The following is a 20045-nucleotide window of genomic DNA, read 5'->3' as shown; positions in this document are numbered from 1 at the left end:
TGGTAAACCAACTTCTTTTAGAATGTAATCCACCTGTTTCTTACATAATACATCCTAAATGATACTTAAAAAATTAAAAAGATATCAACTATTAGGCTCACTTAGACATCTACTGAAACTTTCCGCCGTGAGATAAGTGCCTGAAATAATTATGTTTCAGGCACTCGGGATTATTGAGACCTTAGGCTCAATAATTAGTCATGGAACTTCCTCGAAGTTCGCTGACGTCCGTACTCACCTAAGGAAAGTTTCTAAGATGACTCTCTCTACAATTTGAAAGAAGTTGGAGAATACCAACTTCTTTTTATCCATTCTATTAGAAACTAGGCCTGTACGACCATCATATAAAGAAACAAAGATACGAGAAAGACGATACTAACGGCAAGGGTTGCTAGCTTGAGCCCGCGGTGGGAGCGCCAATAGCTTGGCTTCCCTAAGTTACTGGTTGCATCTGTTGAGAGCGATTGTTGTTGGCGAGGTTGCAGGGTAATGAGAACCACCAGAGCAAGGGATATGATCGAAATTCCGATTGCAAATACCATTTCCATCTTAGGATCCTCCTAATACTCTCAAGAGGGTAAAAATAACTCCTAGTAAGATCACCAACCCGATGACCACATTAAAGGTAACATTGATCTTTTCGGAACGCGTCGTCTTTTCTTTTTCGGAAGGACGGCGTTTGAGAGACTCCATTCGGCCTTCTACTTCTTTGTAAAATAAATCTTTCTTACGATCACTCACCTTGTCCACCGATCCCTTCTTTCAAGCGAGCTGTGAAAACAGCTGGCTCGACACTACTTGATTGAGCAATTTGTTGCGCGACTGCTTCTCTGTAGCTATCCACAGATTGGTAGATTTCCTGGATACGGGCCACCATATCTGCTTCTTTTCCTTGGTCAAAGATATTGGCTTGTGCGAGGAAGTGGCGGTCATGCAGGGTATGGCTAAAGGCAAGGATGACTTGCTGGTGTTCAAAGGCCTTGCGAACAATTCCTTGCACCTCTGCATAGTGGTTGATATCCAGATAAATACTAGAGACCTTAAGCAACTCTTTGATCCGCTCTTGGCTGATATTTTGATACAAGACCACATTTGGGTAACGAACCATAGATAAGAGGCTAGCAGACATCTCTGTCAAGGCCGCTACACGGAAGGTCACATTTGGCAAATTCTCTACTAGGTAGGTCAAGGCTTCGATCTGATCCGAATTGGTCAAGACAAAGGCGTCTTTACGGATATCGTCTTTTACCTTGAAATCATACAGGTAGCCAAGGGGAGCAAAATAGCTATGCTGGTCTTGTGAGGTCAACTGCAAAGCGCGATGATAAGTCGAATTTTGTGGAATCAAGATCTTCTTGGTCCGGATTTCTGGGCTCTTTAGAATCAACTGCATATTGCCTGGAAGGCTGTCATGAAGTGGTTCTTGCCACACCAAGACGTCGCGACCTTTGATTCCTTTATTTCCAAGCTGAAGACTAATGCTAAAGGAGGTAGCAAGGGTATTGTAGACCAAACCATCCAGATTAAAACCACGATACTCTAGGTAAAAGACAAAGTAATCTAAGCGATTCTTGAAAATCCGCATGGGTTGATGGTCCAAGGTCAAGATCAAATCCCCTGTTTGGTGATTCTCTGTCAAGCGCTCGGTATCTCCTTCAAAATAAGTAGTCACCAAATGCTGTCCTTGATCACCACAAGTCGTTACGGCTATCTTACGACCGTATTGGTCATAGCGATCAATCATGAATACTTGCCCCTTGTCATCCAACCACTCTATGCGCTCGACAATGCGTTTATAGGAAGCGGCATGGTAAACAATCCGAGCCTTTTCCTGACCATAGTAGGTGACTCTCCCCGAACTATTATCCCCTGAAACTTCCCAGAAATCAGGCACTGGAACTTCATTAAAGTAGCGTCCGCGCTTCTCCTCTTTTGGCTGGCCTAAAAAATAGAGAAAAGGCGATTCGACCCCGTCAGGTAAGAAACCGTTTGGCTCCAGAACAACGGTTGGATATTCAAAGCCAGACTCCTTCATGGAGTGGAGCAGGTCTTGGCTTTCACGAGAATAACTATCAAATACGTTCAGCATGTGTCACCTCTTCTATCAATTGTGCCCAAGCTTCTTCTACTCGGCTGGTCAAAAAGTCTTCTGCACGCGCATAAGATGCTTGACGCATGCTGGCTAGATCATCTTTCTTGTAGAGCTGAATGATTTTTTCAGCAAAGGCAGCAGCAATATGGTCCACCACTTGGTCAGCTGAAGGTGGGATGAGATAGCCATTTTTCCCTTCTGTGACAAAGGTTTGGTTGCCATAAGGAACGTCAAAACCGATAATCGGAAGACCAGAACCAATCGCCTCCATCAAGGTTAAACCAAAGCCCTCGCTGGTCGATGCGGACAGGTAAACCTCATAGTTCTTATAAATTTCCTCGAGGTTGGCATGACCTTTAAGCTGGATATAGTCTGCCGCCCCCAATTCATCAATCAGAGAGCGCAATTTCCCTTCTTCTCCACCTTTCCCATAGATGTCAAAGAACAATTCTGGCAATTCTTTTTTGGCCCGAACCACTGCTCGTACCAACCAGTCAATATGCTTTTCTGTTGCCAAACGAGAGGCTGTAATCATAGAAAATGGGGTACGATTTTCGTTTTGTGGCAAGCTGGCAAGACTACCAACTGGAATGGTATAGATAGCCGGCCGATGCTTGGTATATTTAGCAAACTGCTCTGTTAAGATTTCTTTTTGACGATCAGTCGCAACAATAAAGAAGTCCACCTTATCGGCATTGGTGAATTGGTAGTCATAATAGTTATTCCACAAGATATACTGATCATCGACACTATTGGCACTAAAGTGTTCGGCATGGACCACCACGCCCAGACGGGCCTTTTGCGCCTCTTCAAAGATGGGCTGACCGATATTGGTTTCCCGATCCAAAATCACTAGATCTTGTTTGGTCAATCGAAGAGTCTGCATAAAGTAGCGGATCAATTCTTGGCGACCAACCAGATAGCGATCTGGAAAACAATAGATTTCGCGCCCATCTGCCATCTGCATGCTGTAGGCAACCGTCCCGTCTTCATTGTAAAAGCGGCGCTCAATCAAGTTGGCTTGGTTATTCTTGGGAATAAAGTACTCGGTACAGTAACGAGTGTAGGAGAAATAATCCTTTCTCACTAAAATTCCCCTAGACACATACTCGCAACGTTCGACATAGGGACTGTTTTCCTCCCGCAGGTAGCAGGTCAAAAAGTTGTCCTGGTCTTCATAAAAGAAGCGCTTGATCTTGCCATCGACTTCTTCACGAGTCGGTTTTCCGGTAAAACCTGCTAAGACCTGATCAAGGGTATAGGTCGTTGGTGCAATTTTTATATCTGTAAAATGGCTGTAGAGCCAGATGATTTCATCATTTTTAAAGCCGATATTTTCTGTTAAATGCTGGATATTATCGGCTAGAATCATATCCATAAAGACAAACTTGGCTGGTTGATGGATATTGCGTAACAACTGGGCACGGTAGGCCTGGGCATACTCAACACCACTGCTGGCCCAACCGATTCCAAGGTTGATATTGTATACTGTCATAATGTCCTCTTTTATGGGAAATGCAAGACAATTTCCCCTTTTTTATTGATTTCTACTCGACTCAGTAAGAGATTGCGGACCATTTGTTCTTTGGTCGCCTCTTTCATTCGTTCAAAAGATTGGTAGGCTTCTTGGAAAAATTCTACCAAAGGGTTTTTCTGACTGGTGTATTGGCCAGACAGAGCCATGCGCAATTGTTGCAGATAGTCTACCTGCTCGACCCAGTTTTCATCGATAGCTTTTAGAATGGCCATGCGCTGGAATTGGGCGATCACCTCATCGGTGCCTAAGACCTCATACTTGGCCTCTAACTCACTCTTAGCAATCTCCCATAAGAAATTCGCTTTGGTTTTTTTGCTACGGAAGGTTTGGTGGGCCTTTTCCGGATCCACTTGGTAGCTAACATTGTCTAAAATATAGCGATAAAAAGCTACAGGTTCTTTGTATTCTTTTTTATGGGCAATGCTTGAAAAAACGAAACGAAGCGCTTTTTCTACGATGTCGTCCAAGCGTCCTTCTTGCTTAATCAAGCGGTCACGTTCTTCGTAGACGATCGCTCGCTGAATGTTCATACTTTCCGCAAATTCCAGCGTCATCCGACGGCTGGCCTGACCAGAACTTTCACTAGCATTTTGAGCTCGTTCCACCAAGTTTTTATACTTGCGCTTGGTCAGAGCTTTAGTAGCCCCAATGCGCTCTTCCACATCATAGTCTTGATAGGTATCCTGGATCCAGTCTGGTCCCCAGTTTTTCATCAAATCGTCTTCTAAAGAGACAAAGAACTTGGTCAAACCGGGATCTCCTTGGCGGCCTGAACGTCCCCGAATTTGAAGGTCAATCCGCTGGTTCATCATCCGCTCGGTTCCGACAACCACTAGGCCTCCTAATTCAGCTACTCCCGGTCCCAACTTGATATCGGTTCCTCGACCGGCCATTGAGGTCGCAACCGTCACGGCTCCTTTTCGACCAGATTCCTTAATGATTTGGGCCTCACGAGGAGCATTGTTGGCATTAAGCAGATTGTGAGGGATCCCTTCGCGCAAGAGAAGATTCGAATAAAGAATTGACATCTCAACCGATCCGGCAAAGACCAGGATCGGATTGCCCTTTTCATGGACTTTCTTCACATAGTCCAAGGAAGCCACGATTTTTTCCGGCAAGGTTTGGTAGATTTCATCCGGCAAATCCTTACGGATTTTCCTGCGATTGGTTGGGATCTTGATCACTGACATGGCATAGGTATCAAGAAACTCTGCCTCAGCGACCTTCCCAGTCCCTGTCATGCCTCCTAACTTTCGAAACATCTTAAAGAGGTTTTGGTAGGTAATGGAAGCCATGGCCCGTGTTTCCTGGGTTAGCTTGAGACCTTCTTTGGCCTCAATCGCCTGGTGGAGCCCTCCTTGCAAGCGAGTCATTTCCATCAAACGTCCTGTTGCCTGGTCTAGCAAGACAATCTCAGGTTGTCCTTCGACATTAGGATGGATAACATAGTCCTTGTCCTTAATAAAGTTTTTATTAGCCTGCAGGGCTAGGCTGATATGGCGGACCAAGTCACGGTATTGGGGGTCATAGAGGTTGGGAATAGCAAGAAAGGCTTCTGCTGCATGAGCTCCTTTTCGAGTCAACCAAACCCGTTTCTTTTCTTCGTCAAACTTGAAATCTTCCCCCTCCTTGAAAGTCTGGATCAAGGTATCAATAATCCCATACAGGTTGGATTGAACACGAGGAGAACCAGAAATAATCAAGGGAGTCTGAGCACTATCTAGAAGCACCGAATCAATCTCATCGACAATGGCGTAATTGAAGTCTGCCAAAAATTGGCCATCGACAGAAGCCGTCAGGTTCTCTGTTAGATAGTCAAAACCTAGGCTAGTATTAGTCGTATAGATGACGTCTGATTGGTAAATCTCGCGTTTGACTTCTGGATCTAATTCTTCGTCTTCTGACTGTTTCAAAGGAACACCGACGGTCAAACCTAAGAAACGATAGACCTGTCCCATCTCTTCTGCATCCCGAGTTGCCAGATAGGTATTGGTCGTAATAACCATGACCCCTTTGCCCTCTAAGGCATTGAGATAAACTGGCATAGTTGCCGTCAAGGTCTTCCCTTCACCGGTATTCATTTCAGCGACATTGCCCTGGTGTAGGACGATTCCTCCCATGACTTGGACGTCATAGGGAAACATGCCCAAGACCCGCTTATCGGCCTCCCGTGCAACCGCAAATGCTTCCGGCAAAAGATCATCCAAGGTCTCACCCTCCGCTAGACGTTTCCGAAATTCCACAGTCTTCTCCTGCAATTGCTGATCCGTCAAGTGGGCGATCGTATCCTTCCAGCTATTGACTTCTTTTAAGATTTTTTTGATGTTTCTTAATTTAACGTAATCCAATGTGATCCTCTTTTTTGCAGTTTTGTTCGTCTATTCAAGAACTTCTGCTCCCTCAGACGATATTGGTTGAATAGTGAAATAGTGGAAGGTAAACTCTTGCAAGCCTGCACTAAGCAAGCGTACTTCGTAGGCGTAGGCTTGGTCTGGATAGGTGAAGGACAAGCAGCCTTCTGCGGTTACTCGACGGCCAACGATCTCTCCAAAGCGATCTTTGAAGATGATTTCTACCATCACGGTATGAGCGGGATTTGCTTCGATCTCGATTGCCAGTTCATAGCCCTGCTCTCTTTTGAGCAGGGGCAGACTAGGAATTTGACGCGTCGCACCAAAATTTGTCTGTGAATGCCAGGTTTTCAGCACTTGACCAGATGGCATGAGGGGATTCTGAAATTGAACGCTACCTTGGGCAGTCGCCTGAATGGTCGACCCCCAAAGATAATCTGCTAAAACTGTATCGCCCCAGTAGATCCGTCTACTTTCATTTTCTTTCATTTTTATCATTGGTTTCTTCCAAAGTCTCTTTCCATGATTTCATTGTACTGAGTCATAAACCACTCAATGATAGGAGCACTCGCATCATTGTGCCGACCGGCACGACTGGTACTAATAATCCGAACCGGCAATTCATACAAGGTCTCTAAAATATCTGGATAGGCTTGCTTGTCGTAGTCATCATCTCGCATATAAGCAAGGGCTAAAATCGTATCCTTAAAGTCCGCCTGTTTAAATCGGTCCCAGAAGCGTTGATTGAGCTGATCAATCCCTTCTTGTGACACTTGACCGATGATCAACTGCATCATATCTAGAGACGTTCCAAACTCATCTGGACGTCTAAATTTCAGGTTGGCAGCGACATCTCCAAGGTTGACAATGGGTTTACCGACTAGGATAGCATGTGGACAATACAGAGCCCCATAGTAAAGGGCACCAAAGGTCCCCATGGACAAGCCAGAGAAATTCATTTCTTCCGGTCCAAAACCAAGTGAATGCAAATGATGATCAATAAAGGCAGTGATTTGATTTTCTAATTCTTCTGAGCCCATATAAAAGGATCCACCTTCCAATCTTGGATCAGAAAAGAGAATAAAGGGACTACCCATGGCACGCATCATCCCAAATCCTTCAAATCCTTCGGCTGGACGATACCCAGAAAAGTAAATGTTTAAAGGTGGCTTCATATCACCAGGATGGAAATAAGCAAAGACCTCTTGGCGTTTGTGATCCCGAAGAGTCTGTGCTCCTACTGTCATGCCTCCTAGAGGGCCATGGGACAGGCGCTTGTGTAGAGCTCCTATCGTAAGTATCCCTTCTCCTTTGGCTTCCAGCGAAAAGGCTAGATAATAAGGCTCTGCTCCGTCTAATTCCAGCGGAGTTTGCATCTCTTCTTCTGAAAAGACTGCATCTTTGACCCACTCTCCCAGAGCACCAAAGCGGTAAAATTGGATCCGCAATTGCAGTTGACAGCTTGGATCTTTTTCGTATTCCAACCAAAAATTGATGGGACGGCTAGCATCATACACATAGTTGTAGACCCACTGGACAATCGGCGTAAACTCCTCGCCATATCGGCCATCTAGCTTAAGAAAATGTTTCCCCAGCACCGTTTGCTGACCAGCAAAATCAGGTCTCACTCGCAGATCACTAACCGTAAAGGCATCTCCATATTGATTATCGTATAAAAAGCGATCTAAGACATAGAGAAATTGATGCTTATTTGAGAAATCCCAGGGTCTTGCTTGCTTGAGACTTAAAAGGTGGGCCAATTCTTCAGAAGGGGCCTCTAGCTGATGGCTTTCATCATAAAACACAGTATAAGGCTGGAAGTAGGTCAGGTCTTCTCCTAGAGCCAACAAATCCTCTGGCTTTTCTAAAATCAAAGCTTTGAATTTGGCGATTTCCTCTTCTTCCATATAGTCTTTGAGTGATGGAAGAGCGGTGACTTGAAAAAAGTGCCATCCAAGTCCAGCAGGAAGCTCCACCTGATCCTGCCAGCTACTTGAGCCGATTTGGAGAATATGGGTTAATTGTTGTTTGTTATCCATGACGTTCTCTCATCCATCCTTCCCATTTCTCGATCAAACGTTGACCCGTGTATTCTTGAATTTTTTCGATCGAGTAGACCAAGGCTTCATTCCAAGGCTTCAATTCCAATAAGAAGTGCGTAACCGCCTTTTCTAATTCCTGGTCTCCCTTAGATAGGACATAACCATTTTTCAGATGATCGACATACTCTGTCTGGACGCGGTTGACTTGAGGAATCCCCGCAGAAATCCCTGCAATCTGCGTATAGAGGTTGGGCTCCTCGCTTAAATCTACAATCAAACGTGTTTTTTCCAACTCTTGAATAATGTCATTTTCATTTGAAAAATTCTTAACCACAAAACGGTAATCCGGCTCGCCTTGTACAGATTCTTCATCGATGATCTGGTTTTCCCCAAGACCTTGTATTTGAGCAGGTGATTGAAGCAGATGCAAGTCCTGCTCACTAGCAATCAATTCCTCAAGTTGCCCTTCTAATTCTTTCACCCTCTCTGGTGAACCATTATAAAATGCAAAAACGACTTCAAATAAAGGGTATTGCGACAAAATTTCTAGAATATTTTTAAGCTGTTTCTTGCTTGGAAGCTCGCTTTCATTGACATAATAGTAAATCTTTGATTCCTTGCGCTCCTGACTAGAGCCCAAACGGAGACGAGAGTCAAAAGAGGTAATCCGGTGCGTCTTTTGAGCCAGGCTAGGAGAAAAAACCGCAATCGCTTCTTTGGTTTTTTCACTATCTGTAATCAAGAGCTGGGCATCTATCATATCAAAATAGAGGGCAAAGTTTTCAGCAGATAAGGGCTGACGATCTCCATAGAAGGACAAGACTTTCTTAACTCTACTCGCTGTATCTTGTAAAAAAGCCAAATTTGCTGGATGTGCTGCCACCACCAACTGATCTCGTCCTGGAACCAGAGTCAACAGCTGTTCCTTCATTTTTTCAGCGACAACTTCTCCCATATCGGAATAACTTTCTTTTTTGAAGGCAGGAAAGAAAGCTTCATTGACCATAACAGATTGGTTCTCTTCGATTAACATTTCTCTCAAAACCCATTGTCCATCAAAACTCAAATACTCTTGAAAATAAGGTTTCTCATCTTTATAGTAAACTCTACTAGAGATAAAACCACGGTCATCTAAATATTCGACATAAAGGGTTTCACCCTCTTTATAACGGGTTAGGGTAAGGATATTCCCATCTACTCCCATATCAATTTTTGCTAGGCGTTTACCTTTTCGAAATGCTATTGCCAAAAAGGGAGTATAAGAAAAAGTTGTCTCACTCGGCCATTCGATATCTTGAAGCTGGACTGGGCGCATAGCCAAATCAGACGGAACCTTTTGGATCCGATCAAAAATCGAAAGCACATCTGTCTCTAACAAATCTTGGCGGTGTAAAAAATAGCGCAGTTGCGGACTATACTGAGGCAACAATAAAATCCGATCCATTTCTACTTCTTGAAAAATACGAACTTGATTAATGGTATCGTCAAATTCAATGGATTCTCGCATCCAGTACCAAGGGGTAGCTGTTTGCTGCCAAATGCGGTCCGTTCCATACCAGGCTGGTACAAAATAATACATAGTTACTCCTAGAATATTCTTGTATAACGTTGATTGACGCGAAGGGCACGAATTTCTTCTCGGATATTGTAAATCATTCCGACAAACATAAGGAAGGTCCCTGGGATCATGGTCAAACGTAAAAGATCCTTATCCCATAGCAAGATTGAAAAAGGAAGAGCGGTAAAGAGAATCAAATACAGAGTTCCAAAGACAGTCAAGCGTAGCACAATTTTATTGATATAGCGACGTGTGTCTGCTCCAGGATAAATATAATCGATATATTCTGAGGCCTTCATCATTTTCTCTGCAATTTCTTCTCCATTCACATTGACAAAGGCAAAGGCAAAAGAAAGAATTGCAATGACAAAAATATAAAGAAGAATCCAGATTGGATCTCCCATTACCAAGTGCTTGGCTAGCTGGGCAGCCCATTTAGCATTGGAGTCCATAGACAAGATCAAAAGCATAGCGTACTGAGGAATAGACACCAGGGTCATGGCATACATAAAAGGCATACCTCCCGCAGGATTGATCTTGATGTCCAAAAAGGTATAACTTTTAAGGTTGTTATGAATTCCTAATTTATTAACAGGAATTTGATACTTGGAATATTCCACTAAAACTGCCACATAGACAAAAATCAAAAGGAAGATCATCCCCAGAACATAAGCGATCTCTGGGATATTATTGACACTAGAAAGGGTCTGCATCACGTCTTCTGGAAGGTACATAACCATCCCAGCCATCATGATCACCACAGAACTTCCGAGCCCTAAAGCAGCATTTAGATCAGATAACCAAACTAAAAAGAAGGCTCCAGCCACCATAATCATAGTATTGACCGCAATGACAAGTCCCGAATCCAGATCGGTTTTTAGAGGTAAATACATGGCCACCGCTAAGGACTGGACAATAGCGAGCACCAAGGTCACATACATCTTTCGACGCTCCACAATCTCTGAGCTGGTTTTTTCGAGGTTAAAACGTTTTGAAACGGTAAACATCCGCCATAAAATCAGGGAAGACATCCAAGGGGATAGACCGATCGAAAAGATCGACATTCCGCGGAGATTTCCCCCCATCACAGCACTCGAGAGTTGTAAACCAGTTGTTGTTCCCTCATTGAGCCTCAAAGCCTTTGATAAGTCAACAAAAGGCAGGGAAATTTTACTTCCCAAAACATAAATAAAGACGAAAAATATCGTCCAACAAAATCTCTTTCCTACTTCAGATCGTTTTAACATTTCTTTTAAACTTTCTCTTACTCATTTTGACCATTTCATTGGAAAAACAGCCTTTAAATATGTGTTTATAAAGTACATTATCTCAACTTATTTTACCATAATTTGCCTTATTTCTAAACTTATTTGTCACTAATCCTTAATATTCTAAAAAATTATGGTCTTGGTACCGTATTCAATAAAAAATTCTTCAGATTTATGTCTGAAGAATCCTTTTTTATTCTATTTATTTCCCTAGAGCCATAATACTATCAATAAATAATTTCTTTGTAAAATAGCCATTGCGGATCAAATAAGAAGTATAGTGAGCCTTTTGGACCATTTGGGCATACGCTTCTTCTGTGCAGTCTTGAACCAAACGATTAGCTTCTTCAAGACTGGATGCTACAAAGCCGATCCCTTTTTCTCGAATATAGTCTGCATTTGACAAATAGTCTGGTACGACTACCGGAAGACCTGCGGATAGATAAGTTGATAATTTGTAGGAAATATTTTCTTTGTAGTAATCTCGCTCATCCTCAGGATTCTCTGAATTTCCCCAGACAAGCCCAAAACCACCCTTAGAAAGCTCCAAAAGCAACTCTTGCTTGGTCCGCCAGCCTTCAATATGGACCTTAGAATAATCAACTCCTTCAACTGGTTCGGTATAGACATGAAGGGGAGTATCATATTTCCAATCGATGATATGAGGGAAACGCGAAGGATTACCTGAGAAGATCAACTTTTTCTCAAATTGTGGAGTGTAGAGTTCCAAACTGTGGGTCAAATCCCACAATTTTTGGACCACATATTTTTTAACTGTAAGCCCTTCTGATACTAGACGATGGTACATCTGTTCTGATGGGACAACAACAAGGTCGCTCTTATTATACATCTCAATATAAGCAGGCATGAGATAATAATTGCTTTCAAACATGAGAGGTGGGACATCATGGATGAACATGACGAGTTTCGTTTGAAGGAGTTTTAACTTATCCACCAAACGATTATCCCACTCAATTCCGTTCCAAGAAGGTGATTGAACGAAGACAATATCCCCAAAAGCTACACCTGCTAAAATACCGTCCATCCGTGAACTCAACTCACCATCCGGTTCATTCGTTTGATCATAAAAATAGATTCCAAGTTCATTGACCCCAAGTTCACGAACCACATTCATAATATCATTTTGCGCCATTAGAGCAACACTTTGCGAAGATTGCCCGAATAAATTTGTAAAATGGATTTTCATTTCTTCCCTCTAACTCTTCTTTTTGATCTATATTCGTAATTTCATATAGTACGGATAGAGTTTCCTTGTCTATATTACTTTACTGAAAACTTCCTTGTCCATTATAACATATTTTAAAACTTCTTAAACTTTTTGAATTCATAAAAGACCGGGAATATCCCGGTCTTTATTCATGATATTTCATACCTTATTTGCTATCTTTTTTCCGGATTCCTAAAAGGGCTAATCCAGAAAGAAGAATGGAAACTCCTGTAGCAAGGATATTAGATGAAGGATGAGCTCCTGTCGCTGGAAGAGCAGGTCCTGAAGAATGTTTCGCACTTAGCGAGCTTGCTTCTGTTGGAGATTCTGAGTAAGAGGTGCTGAACGAAGACACGACAGACTCCGAAGGACTGGTCATAGCAGAGAAACTTGACGCATAAGACACACTGATCCATTCAGAAGCTTCATACGATAGAGATTGACTCTCTGTCGAGGATGCGCTCATAGATTCTGAAACACTTGTCAAAGGGAATTCAGACACTGGCATCGACGTTGAAGCTGATTCGCTTGTTGAAAGGAGCGAAGTTGATTGGCTATAGGAGTCAGACCCCGATAGTGAGACTGACGCTAGAGATTCTGAATGAGATGCCCATTGTGAAGCAGATAGACTCTCTGAAACTGATCGAGAGAACGATACAGACTCTGAGACCTGCGATACAGCTACGACACTAGAAGTTGAAGCTGATTCGCTTGTTGAGGCAGAAGCTTGAACCTGCGAGTCTGATTGACTCACTGATGTTGATTGCAAATCAGTCGATACTTGCGATTCTAACTGACTCATTGAATCAGAACGAGAAAAGGATATAGATTCTGTATTTTGAGACTTAGATTCGACATCAGAAGTAGATTGTGATTGACTCACTAAAGCCGATTCTTGTTCTAACAAGTCTGATTGGCTAGTTGAAATCGATTCTTGGATCAACGACTCTGACCGACTCGTTGAAATCGAAGCTTGAACCAACGATTCAGACTGACTCGCTGAAATTGATTCGCGGACTTGCGACTCTGACTGACTCGCTGAAATTGATTCTTTAACCAGCGATTCAGATTGACTCACGGAAACCGAAGCTTGAACTTGCGACTCGGACTGGCTTGCCGAAACTGAGGCTTGAACCAAGGACTCGGACTGACTTGACAAAATCGAAGCTTGGACTTGTAATTCAGATTGACTTGCTGAAATTGAAGCTTGGACTTGTGACTCAGATTGACTCGCTGAATCCGAAGCTTTAATCAATGACTCTGATTGGCTTTCAGAAACTGATGCTTGTACCAATGAATCAGATTGACTAGCTGAAGTCGAGGCTTGGACTTGTGATTCGGATTGACTCGCGGAAACCGAAGATCGAACTTGTGAGTCAGATTGACTAGCTGAAGCCGAAGCTTTAATCAACGACTCTGACTGGCTCGCTGAAACCGAAGCTCGGACTTGTGATTCGGACTGACTTGCCGAAACCGAAGATTGAACCTGTGAGTCTGATTGACTCGCAGATGTTGAAGCTTGAACTTGTGAGTCAGATTTGCTTGCCGAAACTGAGGCTTGGACCAACGATTCGGATTGACTTGCTGAAGTCGATGCTTGGACCAACGACTCTGATTGACTTGACAAAATCGAAGCTTGAACCTGCAATTCGGACTGGCTTACCGAAAGTGATTCTTGGACTTGCGATTCAGATTGACTTGCTGAAGTCGAAGCTTTAATCAATGACTCTGACTGGCTTGCTGAATTTGATGCTTGGACTTGTGACTCAGATTGACTTGCTGAAACTGAGACTTGAACCAAGGACTCGGACTGACTTGACAAAATCGAAGCTTGGATTTGTGAGTCTGACTTGCTTACTGATGTTGAAGCTTGAACCTGTGAGTCAGATTCGCTTGTCGAAATCGATTCTCGGACTTGCGATTCGGATTGACTTGCCGAAATCGAGGCTTGTACCAACGATTCTGATTGGCTTGCTGAAATCGATGCTTGGACTTGTGACTCAGATCGACTTACGGAAGCTGAAGATTGAACCTGCGAGTCTGATTGACTCACTGAAATTGATTCGCGGACTTGCGACTCTGACTGACTCGCGGAAATTGATTCTTTAACCAGCGATTCTGATTGACTCGCAGATGTTGAAGCTTGAACCTGCGATTCGGACTGACTTGCTGAAATCGAAGCTTGAACTTGTGAGTCAGATTTGCTTGCCGAAACCGAAGCTTGAACTTGTGAGTCAGATTGACTTACCGAAAATGATTCTTGGGCTCGCAACTCAGACTGACTTACTGAAATTGATTCACGGACTTGCGATTCAGATTGACTCACTGAGGCCGATTTGGAAAGCTTCTCGCTCATCGAAGCAGATTGAGACAAAGAAACAAGTTGAGAAACTACTTCCTTCGATCCAACAGCGGATGTTGACTGCGATTGGGACAAGGAAGTTGATTTAGATACCACACCAGATAATGATTCTGACTGACTCGCGGAAATTGATTCTTTAACCAGCGATTCTGATTGGCTCGCAGATGTTGAAGCTTGAACCAACGATTCTGATTGGCTCGCTAAAATCGAGGCTTGTACCAACGATTCTGATTGGCTTGCTGAAATCGATGCTTGGACTTGTGACTCAGATCGACTTACGGAAGCTGAAGATTGAACCTGCGAGTCTGATTGACTCACTGAAATTGATTCGCGGACTTGCGACTCTGACTGACTCGCGGAAATTGATTCTTTAACCAGCGATTCAGATTGACTCGCAGATGTTGAAGATTGAACCTGCGATTCGGACTGACTTGCCGAAACCGAAGCTTGAACCAATGACTCTGACTGGCTCGCTGAAATTGAAGATTGAACCTGTGACTCTGATTGGCTTGCAAAAATCGAGGCTTGTACTTGTGATTCAGATTTGCTTTCCGAAACTGAGGCTTGGACCAACGATTCGGATTGACTTGCTGAAGTCGATGCTTGGGCCAACGACTCTGATTGACTTGACAAAATCGAAGCTTGAACTTGCGATTCGGATTGACTTGCTGAAGTCGATGCTTGGACCAACGACTCTGACTGGCTTGCTGAAGTCGAGGCTTGAACCTGTGACTCGGATTGACTTGCTGAAACCGAAGCTTGAACCAAGGATTCAGAGCGACTCGCCGATTCTGAGGATTTAACCAAGGATGTCGATTGGCTCGTAGAAAGCAATTCTTGAGCCAACGATTCCGATTGACTAAGGAAAATTGATGTTTGAACCAAGAAATCAGACTGGCTAGCTGAAAGTGATTCTTGAGCCAAGGACTTCGATTGACTCGCAGAAAGCATAGCTTGAATTAAAGAATCAGACTGGCTCGCAAAAACCGAGGCTTGAACCAAGGATTCTGACTGACTCGCAGATAGTGATGCTGGGGCCAAGGATTCTGACTGAGATCTTGAAATAGACTCAAAGGTTGGTGACTCACTCTCAGAGATAGAAGATGAAGTTGAAAAACTTTGAGACTGTGAGGCAGACTCAGATGCCGTCATCTTCCGATAATAGTAGTTCACACTCGTCGTTGGATTAGCATAAAAGCTATTCTTAATCGTATGCTTGAAACGAGAGAAGCCATCGGCTCCTTGAGGAGTCGCATCTTCCCCTACAATCATCGTCGTATTTTTTGAAAGGGAAGGTGATTTTGGAACATCTGTGAATGGTTTCGGAACCGTGTACGCTATTCCCGTCTTTTCATCAGTATAAGTCACTGTCTCTTTGGCGGAAAACCAACCTGTTACGTCCAGTTCAAAGTTGTGTTCATCCACACGTCTTGGAGTAACGTTTAGGAAATAATCCTTGTTTTTACTTTCAATTTTACGCGTTCCACCTAAGTCAAACAATTGGCCTGGAACATCGTGTTTAAAAGTTTTTTCATAAACAAGAGTATACTTATCAAATACTGATTCATTTCCTGTATCCCGAGAGGTCAATGTATATATTTTAGAAGGATCCAAGACGTAATAGCGAAGAATGTAGTCCCCATTTTGATTCGTTGTGACAACTTCACTTCTTATAAAATGCTCACGCGCATTTCCGTATAATTCGACTTGTCTTTTTCCAACCTTACTATTATCAAAGATCCCAGTGGTCGCATTTTGAGAGATACTGACTACTGGTACCTGAACGTAACCTGCAATATCACGCGCATTTGAGGCAGTATACTGTTGTCCCTCAATCCCAGATTGCCTGTATTCAGCAAGAACCTCTTCTTCTCCAGTTGGTTCATACAATCCATCTTGCCATTTCCCCTTTGGATCCACCAAACGATACAAGGTAGACTGTTGAGACCACATGGTTGGTACTTTGACCTGGAACAACTCATTTAGTATTTGACCTTGACGTGAAGGTTCCATGACATCATAGACATCTCGGAGCATAACACTTCTAACGGGAACCATAAAAATATTAGGAAAAGATTGTAGGCTCACATAAGGGGGGTTACTTGCGTCTCCAAAAGAATAGACAAAGTTGTTACCTGCTGGAGAATCGGCAATCAAGACTTCTTTAGGAAGTCGTATAGGGCTATTCAATCTCTCATTGGGTTGGAATGTTTGAGAAAAGACTTCTGATCCATCTGATTCCTTCACAATTCGGAAATAAACATTCTTCGGATCACGAACATCTGGATTCGTTTCGCTACGATCAACAGATAGTGTCGCATAGTAGCCCAAGGATTGCTCACTTCGGTCAACAAATTCCCAAATTGCAAATGTATAACGGCTCAAATCGTGATCTTTTGAATACTTTGCAAGCTCTTCTGGAGTTAACGAAGCATTTTTATCTATGTTCGGGTCTTTGGCAACATCCGAAGTTGGTAGTGGCGCATCTACCACATTGGCACCATGACGATCATCCATATCTGGTGAAATGGATAGATTTTCATCATTACTTCTAGCCTCCTCTTCAATCGGAGACAATTGAGCTGAGATAGCTGGCTTCCCATTTACATTGGAATTTCCCACAAAGCCTGCAGCCGTTAAGGTGGTCATCATCTCATCAACCGCTTTGCCCAAACGATCGCGTTGCTCGGCATAAGCTTGAGCACTGGCATTGGTATGGATCAAGTTATTACTTGCAATCACTTCAGCCTGCACTTTGTTAATGACCGCTTCGACCACTGCTTGACGATCAGTGTTCGTCATTGTAGATGCGTAATCCCCTGCAATTTTTTGGAGCAATTCAGCTTCAGAGGTATTTTGTTCTAAAACAGTGGCTTCTTCTAAACTAGTCGGCTCTTCAATACCTGCTTCTGACTCTAGAGCTTGGGAAGACTCGCTAAGTGCAGTTGACCCAACTTTGATCAAGGACAAAGAAGCAGATTCACTGATTGAAGCCGACGCACTCTCAGACGTAGAAAGGCTAGTGGATTCTGAAACAGAGATGGATTCTGAAGGCTGGCTTGAAGTTTTTGCTAAGACCACACTATCCACTTCTGCCAAGGTTTCCTCTTTTGTCTCAGAAACCGTTGGTGCAAGTGATGTTGTATCCTCCGCCTTAGCAGTCGTAGCAAGCACAGCACCTCCAAAAACCGTTCCTACCGCAATCAAACCTTTTAAGAAGGCTTGGCTATTCTTTTGACTTTCTATTTGATCTTGCTGCACGTTGGCAATGATGGCCTCCTCCACTTGCCCACGTACCACACGAAAGAGACCTAGAGCTGCTGTTGATGCTCGAAGCCAATTTTTTCCTGATTTAATTAATTTGAAGCGTACGACACGATCTGTTTCACGAAAGTTTCCTTTTGAACGCTTAAATTGCATGATATTCCCCTTACATTGTATTCATTATTCATTATACAGGAATACTACGTAGATTCAAGTAATTTGCTACGAAAAACTTATATATTATTGCTTTATTTTCAAATTTTTTGCAACAAATTTAAAATATTTTATTCTACTAGTAAAAAAGTGAATCTCCTATGAGATTCACTTGAAAAAATGGCATTTCCTACTAGATCAGTTACCCTTCTTTTTACGTCGGATAAGTCCAGTAATTCCAGCTAGCCCTGTAACAACCCCAAGAAGAGCTGATGTTACAGACCCTGTTTCGCCAGTATTCGGAAGCGCCATAGATTGGCTGTGTTTTTGTGATCCACTTGCTGACTCGGAGGTCGACATTGATTCTGAACCAGAAGCTGATTGTGAACCGCTACCAGATGTTGATACTGATTGTGATTGACTCACTGAAACTGAAGTACTTACTGATTCAGCAGCAGAGATTGAGTTGCTCAACAATACTGACACTGACTCTGACGTTGATACAGACTCTGATACTGACACTGACTCTGACGCTGATACTGATTCAGAGGTTGAAACTGACTCGGATGTTGAGACAGACTCGGATGTTGACACTGACTCTGACGTTGATACTGATTCAGATGTAGATACTGACTCTGAGGTTGAAACGGATTCTGATGCTGATACTGACTCAGACGCGGAGACCGATTCAGACGTTGACACTGATTCTGAAGTAGATACTGACTCTGACGTTGATACTGATTCAGATGTAGATACTGACTCTGAGATTGAAACGGATTCTGATGCTGACACTGACTCAGACGCGGAGACCGATTCAGACGTTGACACTGATTCTGAAGTAGATACTGACTCTGACGTTGATGCTGACTCTGACGTTGATACAGACTCTGATGCTGAGACTGACTCAGACGCGGAGACTGATTCAGAGGTAGAAATCGATTCAGACGTTGATACTGATTCAGAGGCTGATACTGACTCGGATGTTGATACTGACTCAGACGCTGAGACTGATTCTGATGCTGACACTGATTCAGACGCGGAGACCGATTCGGACGTTGATACTGATTCAGTGGTCGATATAGACTCAGATGTAGAAACAGATTCGGACGCTAATACTGACTCGGATGTTGACAGCGATTCAGATGTAGAAACGGACTCAGACGTTGAAACGGATTCAGAGGCTGAAACTGACTCGGATGTTGACACTGACTCAGACGTTGATACTGATTCAGATGTAGATACTGACTCTGAGGTTGAAACGGATTCTGATGCTGATATTGACTCAGACGCGGAGACCGATTCAGACGTTGACACTGATTCTGAAGTAGATACTGACTCTGACGTTGATACTGATTCAGATGTAGATACTGACTCTGAGATTGAAACGGATTCTGATGCTGACACTGACTCAGACGCGGAGACCGATTCAGACGTTGACACTGATTCTGAAGTAGATACTGACTCTGACGTTGATGCTGACTCTGACGTTGATACAGACTCTGATGCTGAGACTGACTCAGACGCGGAGACTGATTCAGAGGTAGAAATCGATTCAGACGTTGATACTGATTCAGAGGCTGATACTGACTCGGATGTTGATACTGACTCAGACGCTGAGACTGATTCTGATGCTGACACTGATTCAGACGCGGAGACCGATTCGGACGTTGATACTGATTCAGTGGTCGATATAGACTCAGATGTAGAAACAGATTCGGACGCTAATACTGACTCGGATGTTGACAGCGATTCAGATGTAGAAACGGACTCAGACGTTGAAACGGATTCAGAGGCTGAAACTGACTCGGATGTTGATACTGACTCAGACGTTGAAACTGACTCAGACACTGACAATGACTCGGATGCTGATACTGATTCGGACGCTGAAACCGATTCGGATGTTGACACCGATTCTGAAGTAGATACTGATCCGGACGTCGATGCTGATTCAGACGTTGAGACTAATTCAGATGTTGACACCGATTCAGACGTTGATACAGACTCAGACGTTGATACAGACTCAGACGCTGAAACCGATTTGGATGTTGAAACAGATTCCGACGCTGATACAGACTCAGACGCTGAAACCGATTCGGATGTAGACACTGACTCAGACGTTGATACAGACTCTGATACTGACACTGACTCGGACGTTGATACAGACTCTGATACTGACACTGACTCGGACGT

At 43.4% G+C, this 20045-nt stretch carries 12 protein-coding genes and 1 pseudogene; 1 reads left to right on the top strand and 12 read right to left on the bottom strand.

The window, feature by feature from the left end; all coding sequences use genetic code 11:
* Positions 1-323 precede the first annotated feature (323 nt).
* From asp5 to JX304_RS10920, 12 genes are all read right to left on the bottom strand, one after another.
* Complete coding sequence (asp5, locus tag JX304_RS00900) at positions 324-548, bottom strand: accessory Sec system protein Asp5 (protein WP_205010851.1); 225 nt, start codon at positions 546-548, stop codon at positions 324-326.
* A 1-nt stretch (position 549) separates the two neighbouring features.
* On the bottom strand, positions 550-750 hold the full coding sequence (asp4, locus tag JX304_RS00895) for an accessory Sec system protein Asp4 (protein ID WP_430544372.1): 201 nt from the start codon (positions 748-750) through the stop codon (positions 550-552).
* Positions 734-2089, bottom strand: coding sequence for an accessory Sec system glycosylation chaperone GtfB (gtfB, locus tag JX304_RS00890; protein WP_205010850.1), 1356 nt, complete (start codon positions 2087-2089; stop codon positions 734-736). The genes asp4 and gtfB overlap by 17 nt, the downstream gene beginning before the upstream one ends.
* Positions 2073-3587 carry an accessory Sec system glycosyltransferase GtfA gene (gene gtfA / locus JX304_RS00885; RefSeq protein ID WP_205010849.1) on the bottom strand — a complete coding sequence of 505 codons (1515 nt, stop codon included), beginning with the start codon at positions 3585-3587 and terminating at the stop codon, positions 2073-2075. The genes gtfB and gtfA overlap by 17 nt, the downstream gene beginning before the upstream one ends.
* A gap of 11 nt (positions 3588-3598) precedes the next feature.
* Entirely contained in the window at positions 3599-5983 is a 2385-nt protein-coding gene (gene secA2, locus JX304_RS00880) for an accessory Sec system translocase SecA2 (RefSeq protein ID WP_205010893.1), read from the bottom strand.
* 24 nt (positions 5984-6007) lie between these two features.
* Complete coding sequence (gene asp3, locus JX304_RS00875) at positions 6008-6478, bottom strand: accessory Sec system protein Asp3 (RefSeq protein ID WP_200772795.1); 471 nt, start codon at positions 6476-6478, stop codon at positions 6008-6010.
* Entirely contained in the window at positions 6475-8019 is a 1545-nt protein-coding gene (gene asp2 / locus JX304_RS00870; protein WP_205010848.1) for an accessory Sec system protein Asp2, read from the bottom strand. Before asp2 ends, asp3 begins: the two co-directional genes overlap by 4 nt.
* Entirely contained in the window at positions 8012-9601 is a 1590-nt protein-coding gene (asp1, locus tag JX304_RS00865) for an accessory Sec system protein Asp1 (protein ID WP_205010847.1), read from the bottom strand. Before asp1 ends, asp2 begins: the two co-directional genes overlap by 8 nt.
* An 8-nt stretch (positions 9602-9609) precedes the next feature.
* Positions 9610-10827, bottom strand: a complete 1218-nt coding sequence (gene secY2 / locus JX304_RS00860; protein ID WP_205010846.1) for an accessory Sec system protein translocase subunit SecY2 — start codon at positions 10825-10827, stop codon at positions 9610-9612.
* Between the two features lie 223 nt (positions 10828-11050).
* The gene (locus JX304_RS00855; protein ID WP_205010845.1) at positions 11051-12055 is read right to left on the bottom strand and encodes a sugar transferase; all 1005 of its coding nucleotides are present in this window, start codon (positions 12053-12055) and stop codon (positions 11051-11053) included.
* Between the two features lie 187 nt (positions 12056-12242).
* On the bottom strand, positions 12243-17858 hold the full coding sequence (locus tag JX304_RS00850; RefSeq protein ID WP_205010844.1) for an accessory Sec-dependent serine-rich glycoprotein adhesin: 5616 nt from the start codon (positions 17856-17858) through the stop codon (positions 12243-12245).
* A 195-nt stretch (positions 17859-18053) separates the two neighbouring features.
* Positions 18054-18281 (bottom strand): LPXTG cell wall anchor domain-containing protein, encoded by a 228-nt coding sequence (locus JX304_RS10920; RefSeq protein WP_345770897.1) that lies wholly within the window; start codon positions 18279-18281, stop codon positions 18054-18056.
* A 40-nt stretch (positions 18282-18321) separates the two neighbouring features.
* Between JX304_RS10920 and JX304_RS10915 the strand changes: the two are divergent.
* A pseudogene (locus tag JX304_RS10915) lies at positions 18322-20045 on the top strand (hypothetical protein); the annotation flags it as partial.

It is taken from the genome of Streptococcus parasanguinis (assembly GCF_901875555.1).
GTDB classification, from domain to species: Bacteria; Bacillota; Bacilli; order Lactobacillales; family Streptococcaceae; genus Streptococcus; species Streptococcus parasanguinis_H.
Note: the sequence above shows the minus strand (reverse complement) of the source record. Positions and strands in the feature narration are given on the sequence as shown.

What these genes read in the sequence shown, in the direction of transcription:
- asp5 (WP_205010851.1), bottom strand. Translation starts at nt 548, where the DNA reads ATGGAAATGGTATTTGCAATCGGAATTTCGATCATATCCCTTGCTCTG.
- gtfB (WP_205010850.1), bottom strand. Translation starts at nt 2,089, where the DNA reads ATGCTGAACGTATTTGATAGTTATTCTCGTGAAAGCCAAGACCTGCTC.
- gtfA (WP_205010849.1), bottom strand. Translation starts at nt 3,587, where the DNA reads ATGACAGTATACAATATCAACCTTGGAATCGGTTGGGCCAGCAGTGGT.
- asp3 (WP_200772795.1), bottom strand. Translation starts at nt 6,478, where the DNA reads ATGATAAAAATGAAAGAAAATGAAAGTAGACGGATCTACTGGGGCGAT.
- asp2 (WP_205010848.1), bottom strand. Translation starts at nt 8,019, where the DNA reads ATGGATAACAAACAACAATTAACCCATATTCTCCAAATCGGCTCAAGT.
- asp1 (WP_205010847.1), bottom strand. Translation starts at nt 9,601, where the DNA reads ATGTATTATTTTGTACCAGCCTGGTATGGAACGGACCGCATTTGGCAG.
- secY2 (WP_205010846.1), bottom strand. Translation starts at nt 10,827, where the DNA reads ATGTTAAAACGATCTGAAGTAGGAAAGAGATTTTGTTGGACGATATTT.
- JX304_RS00855 (WP_205010845.1), bottom strand. Translation starts at nt 12,055, where the DNA reads ATGAAAATCCATTTTACAAATTTATTCGGGCAATCTTCGCAAAGTGTT.
- JX304_RS00850 (WP_205010844.1), bottom strand. Translation starts at nt 17,858, where the DNA reads ATGCAATTTAAGCGTTCAAAAGGAAACTTTCGTGAAACAGATCGTGTC.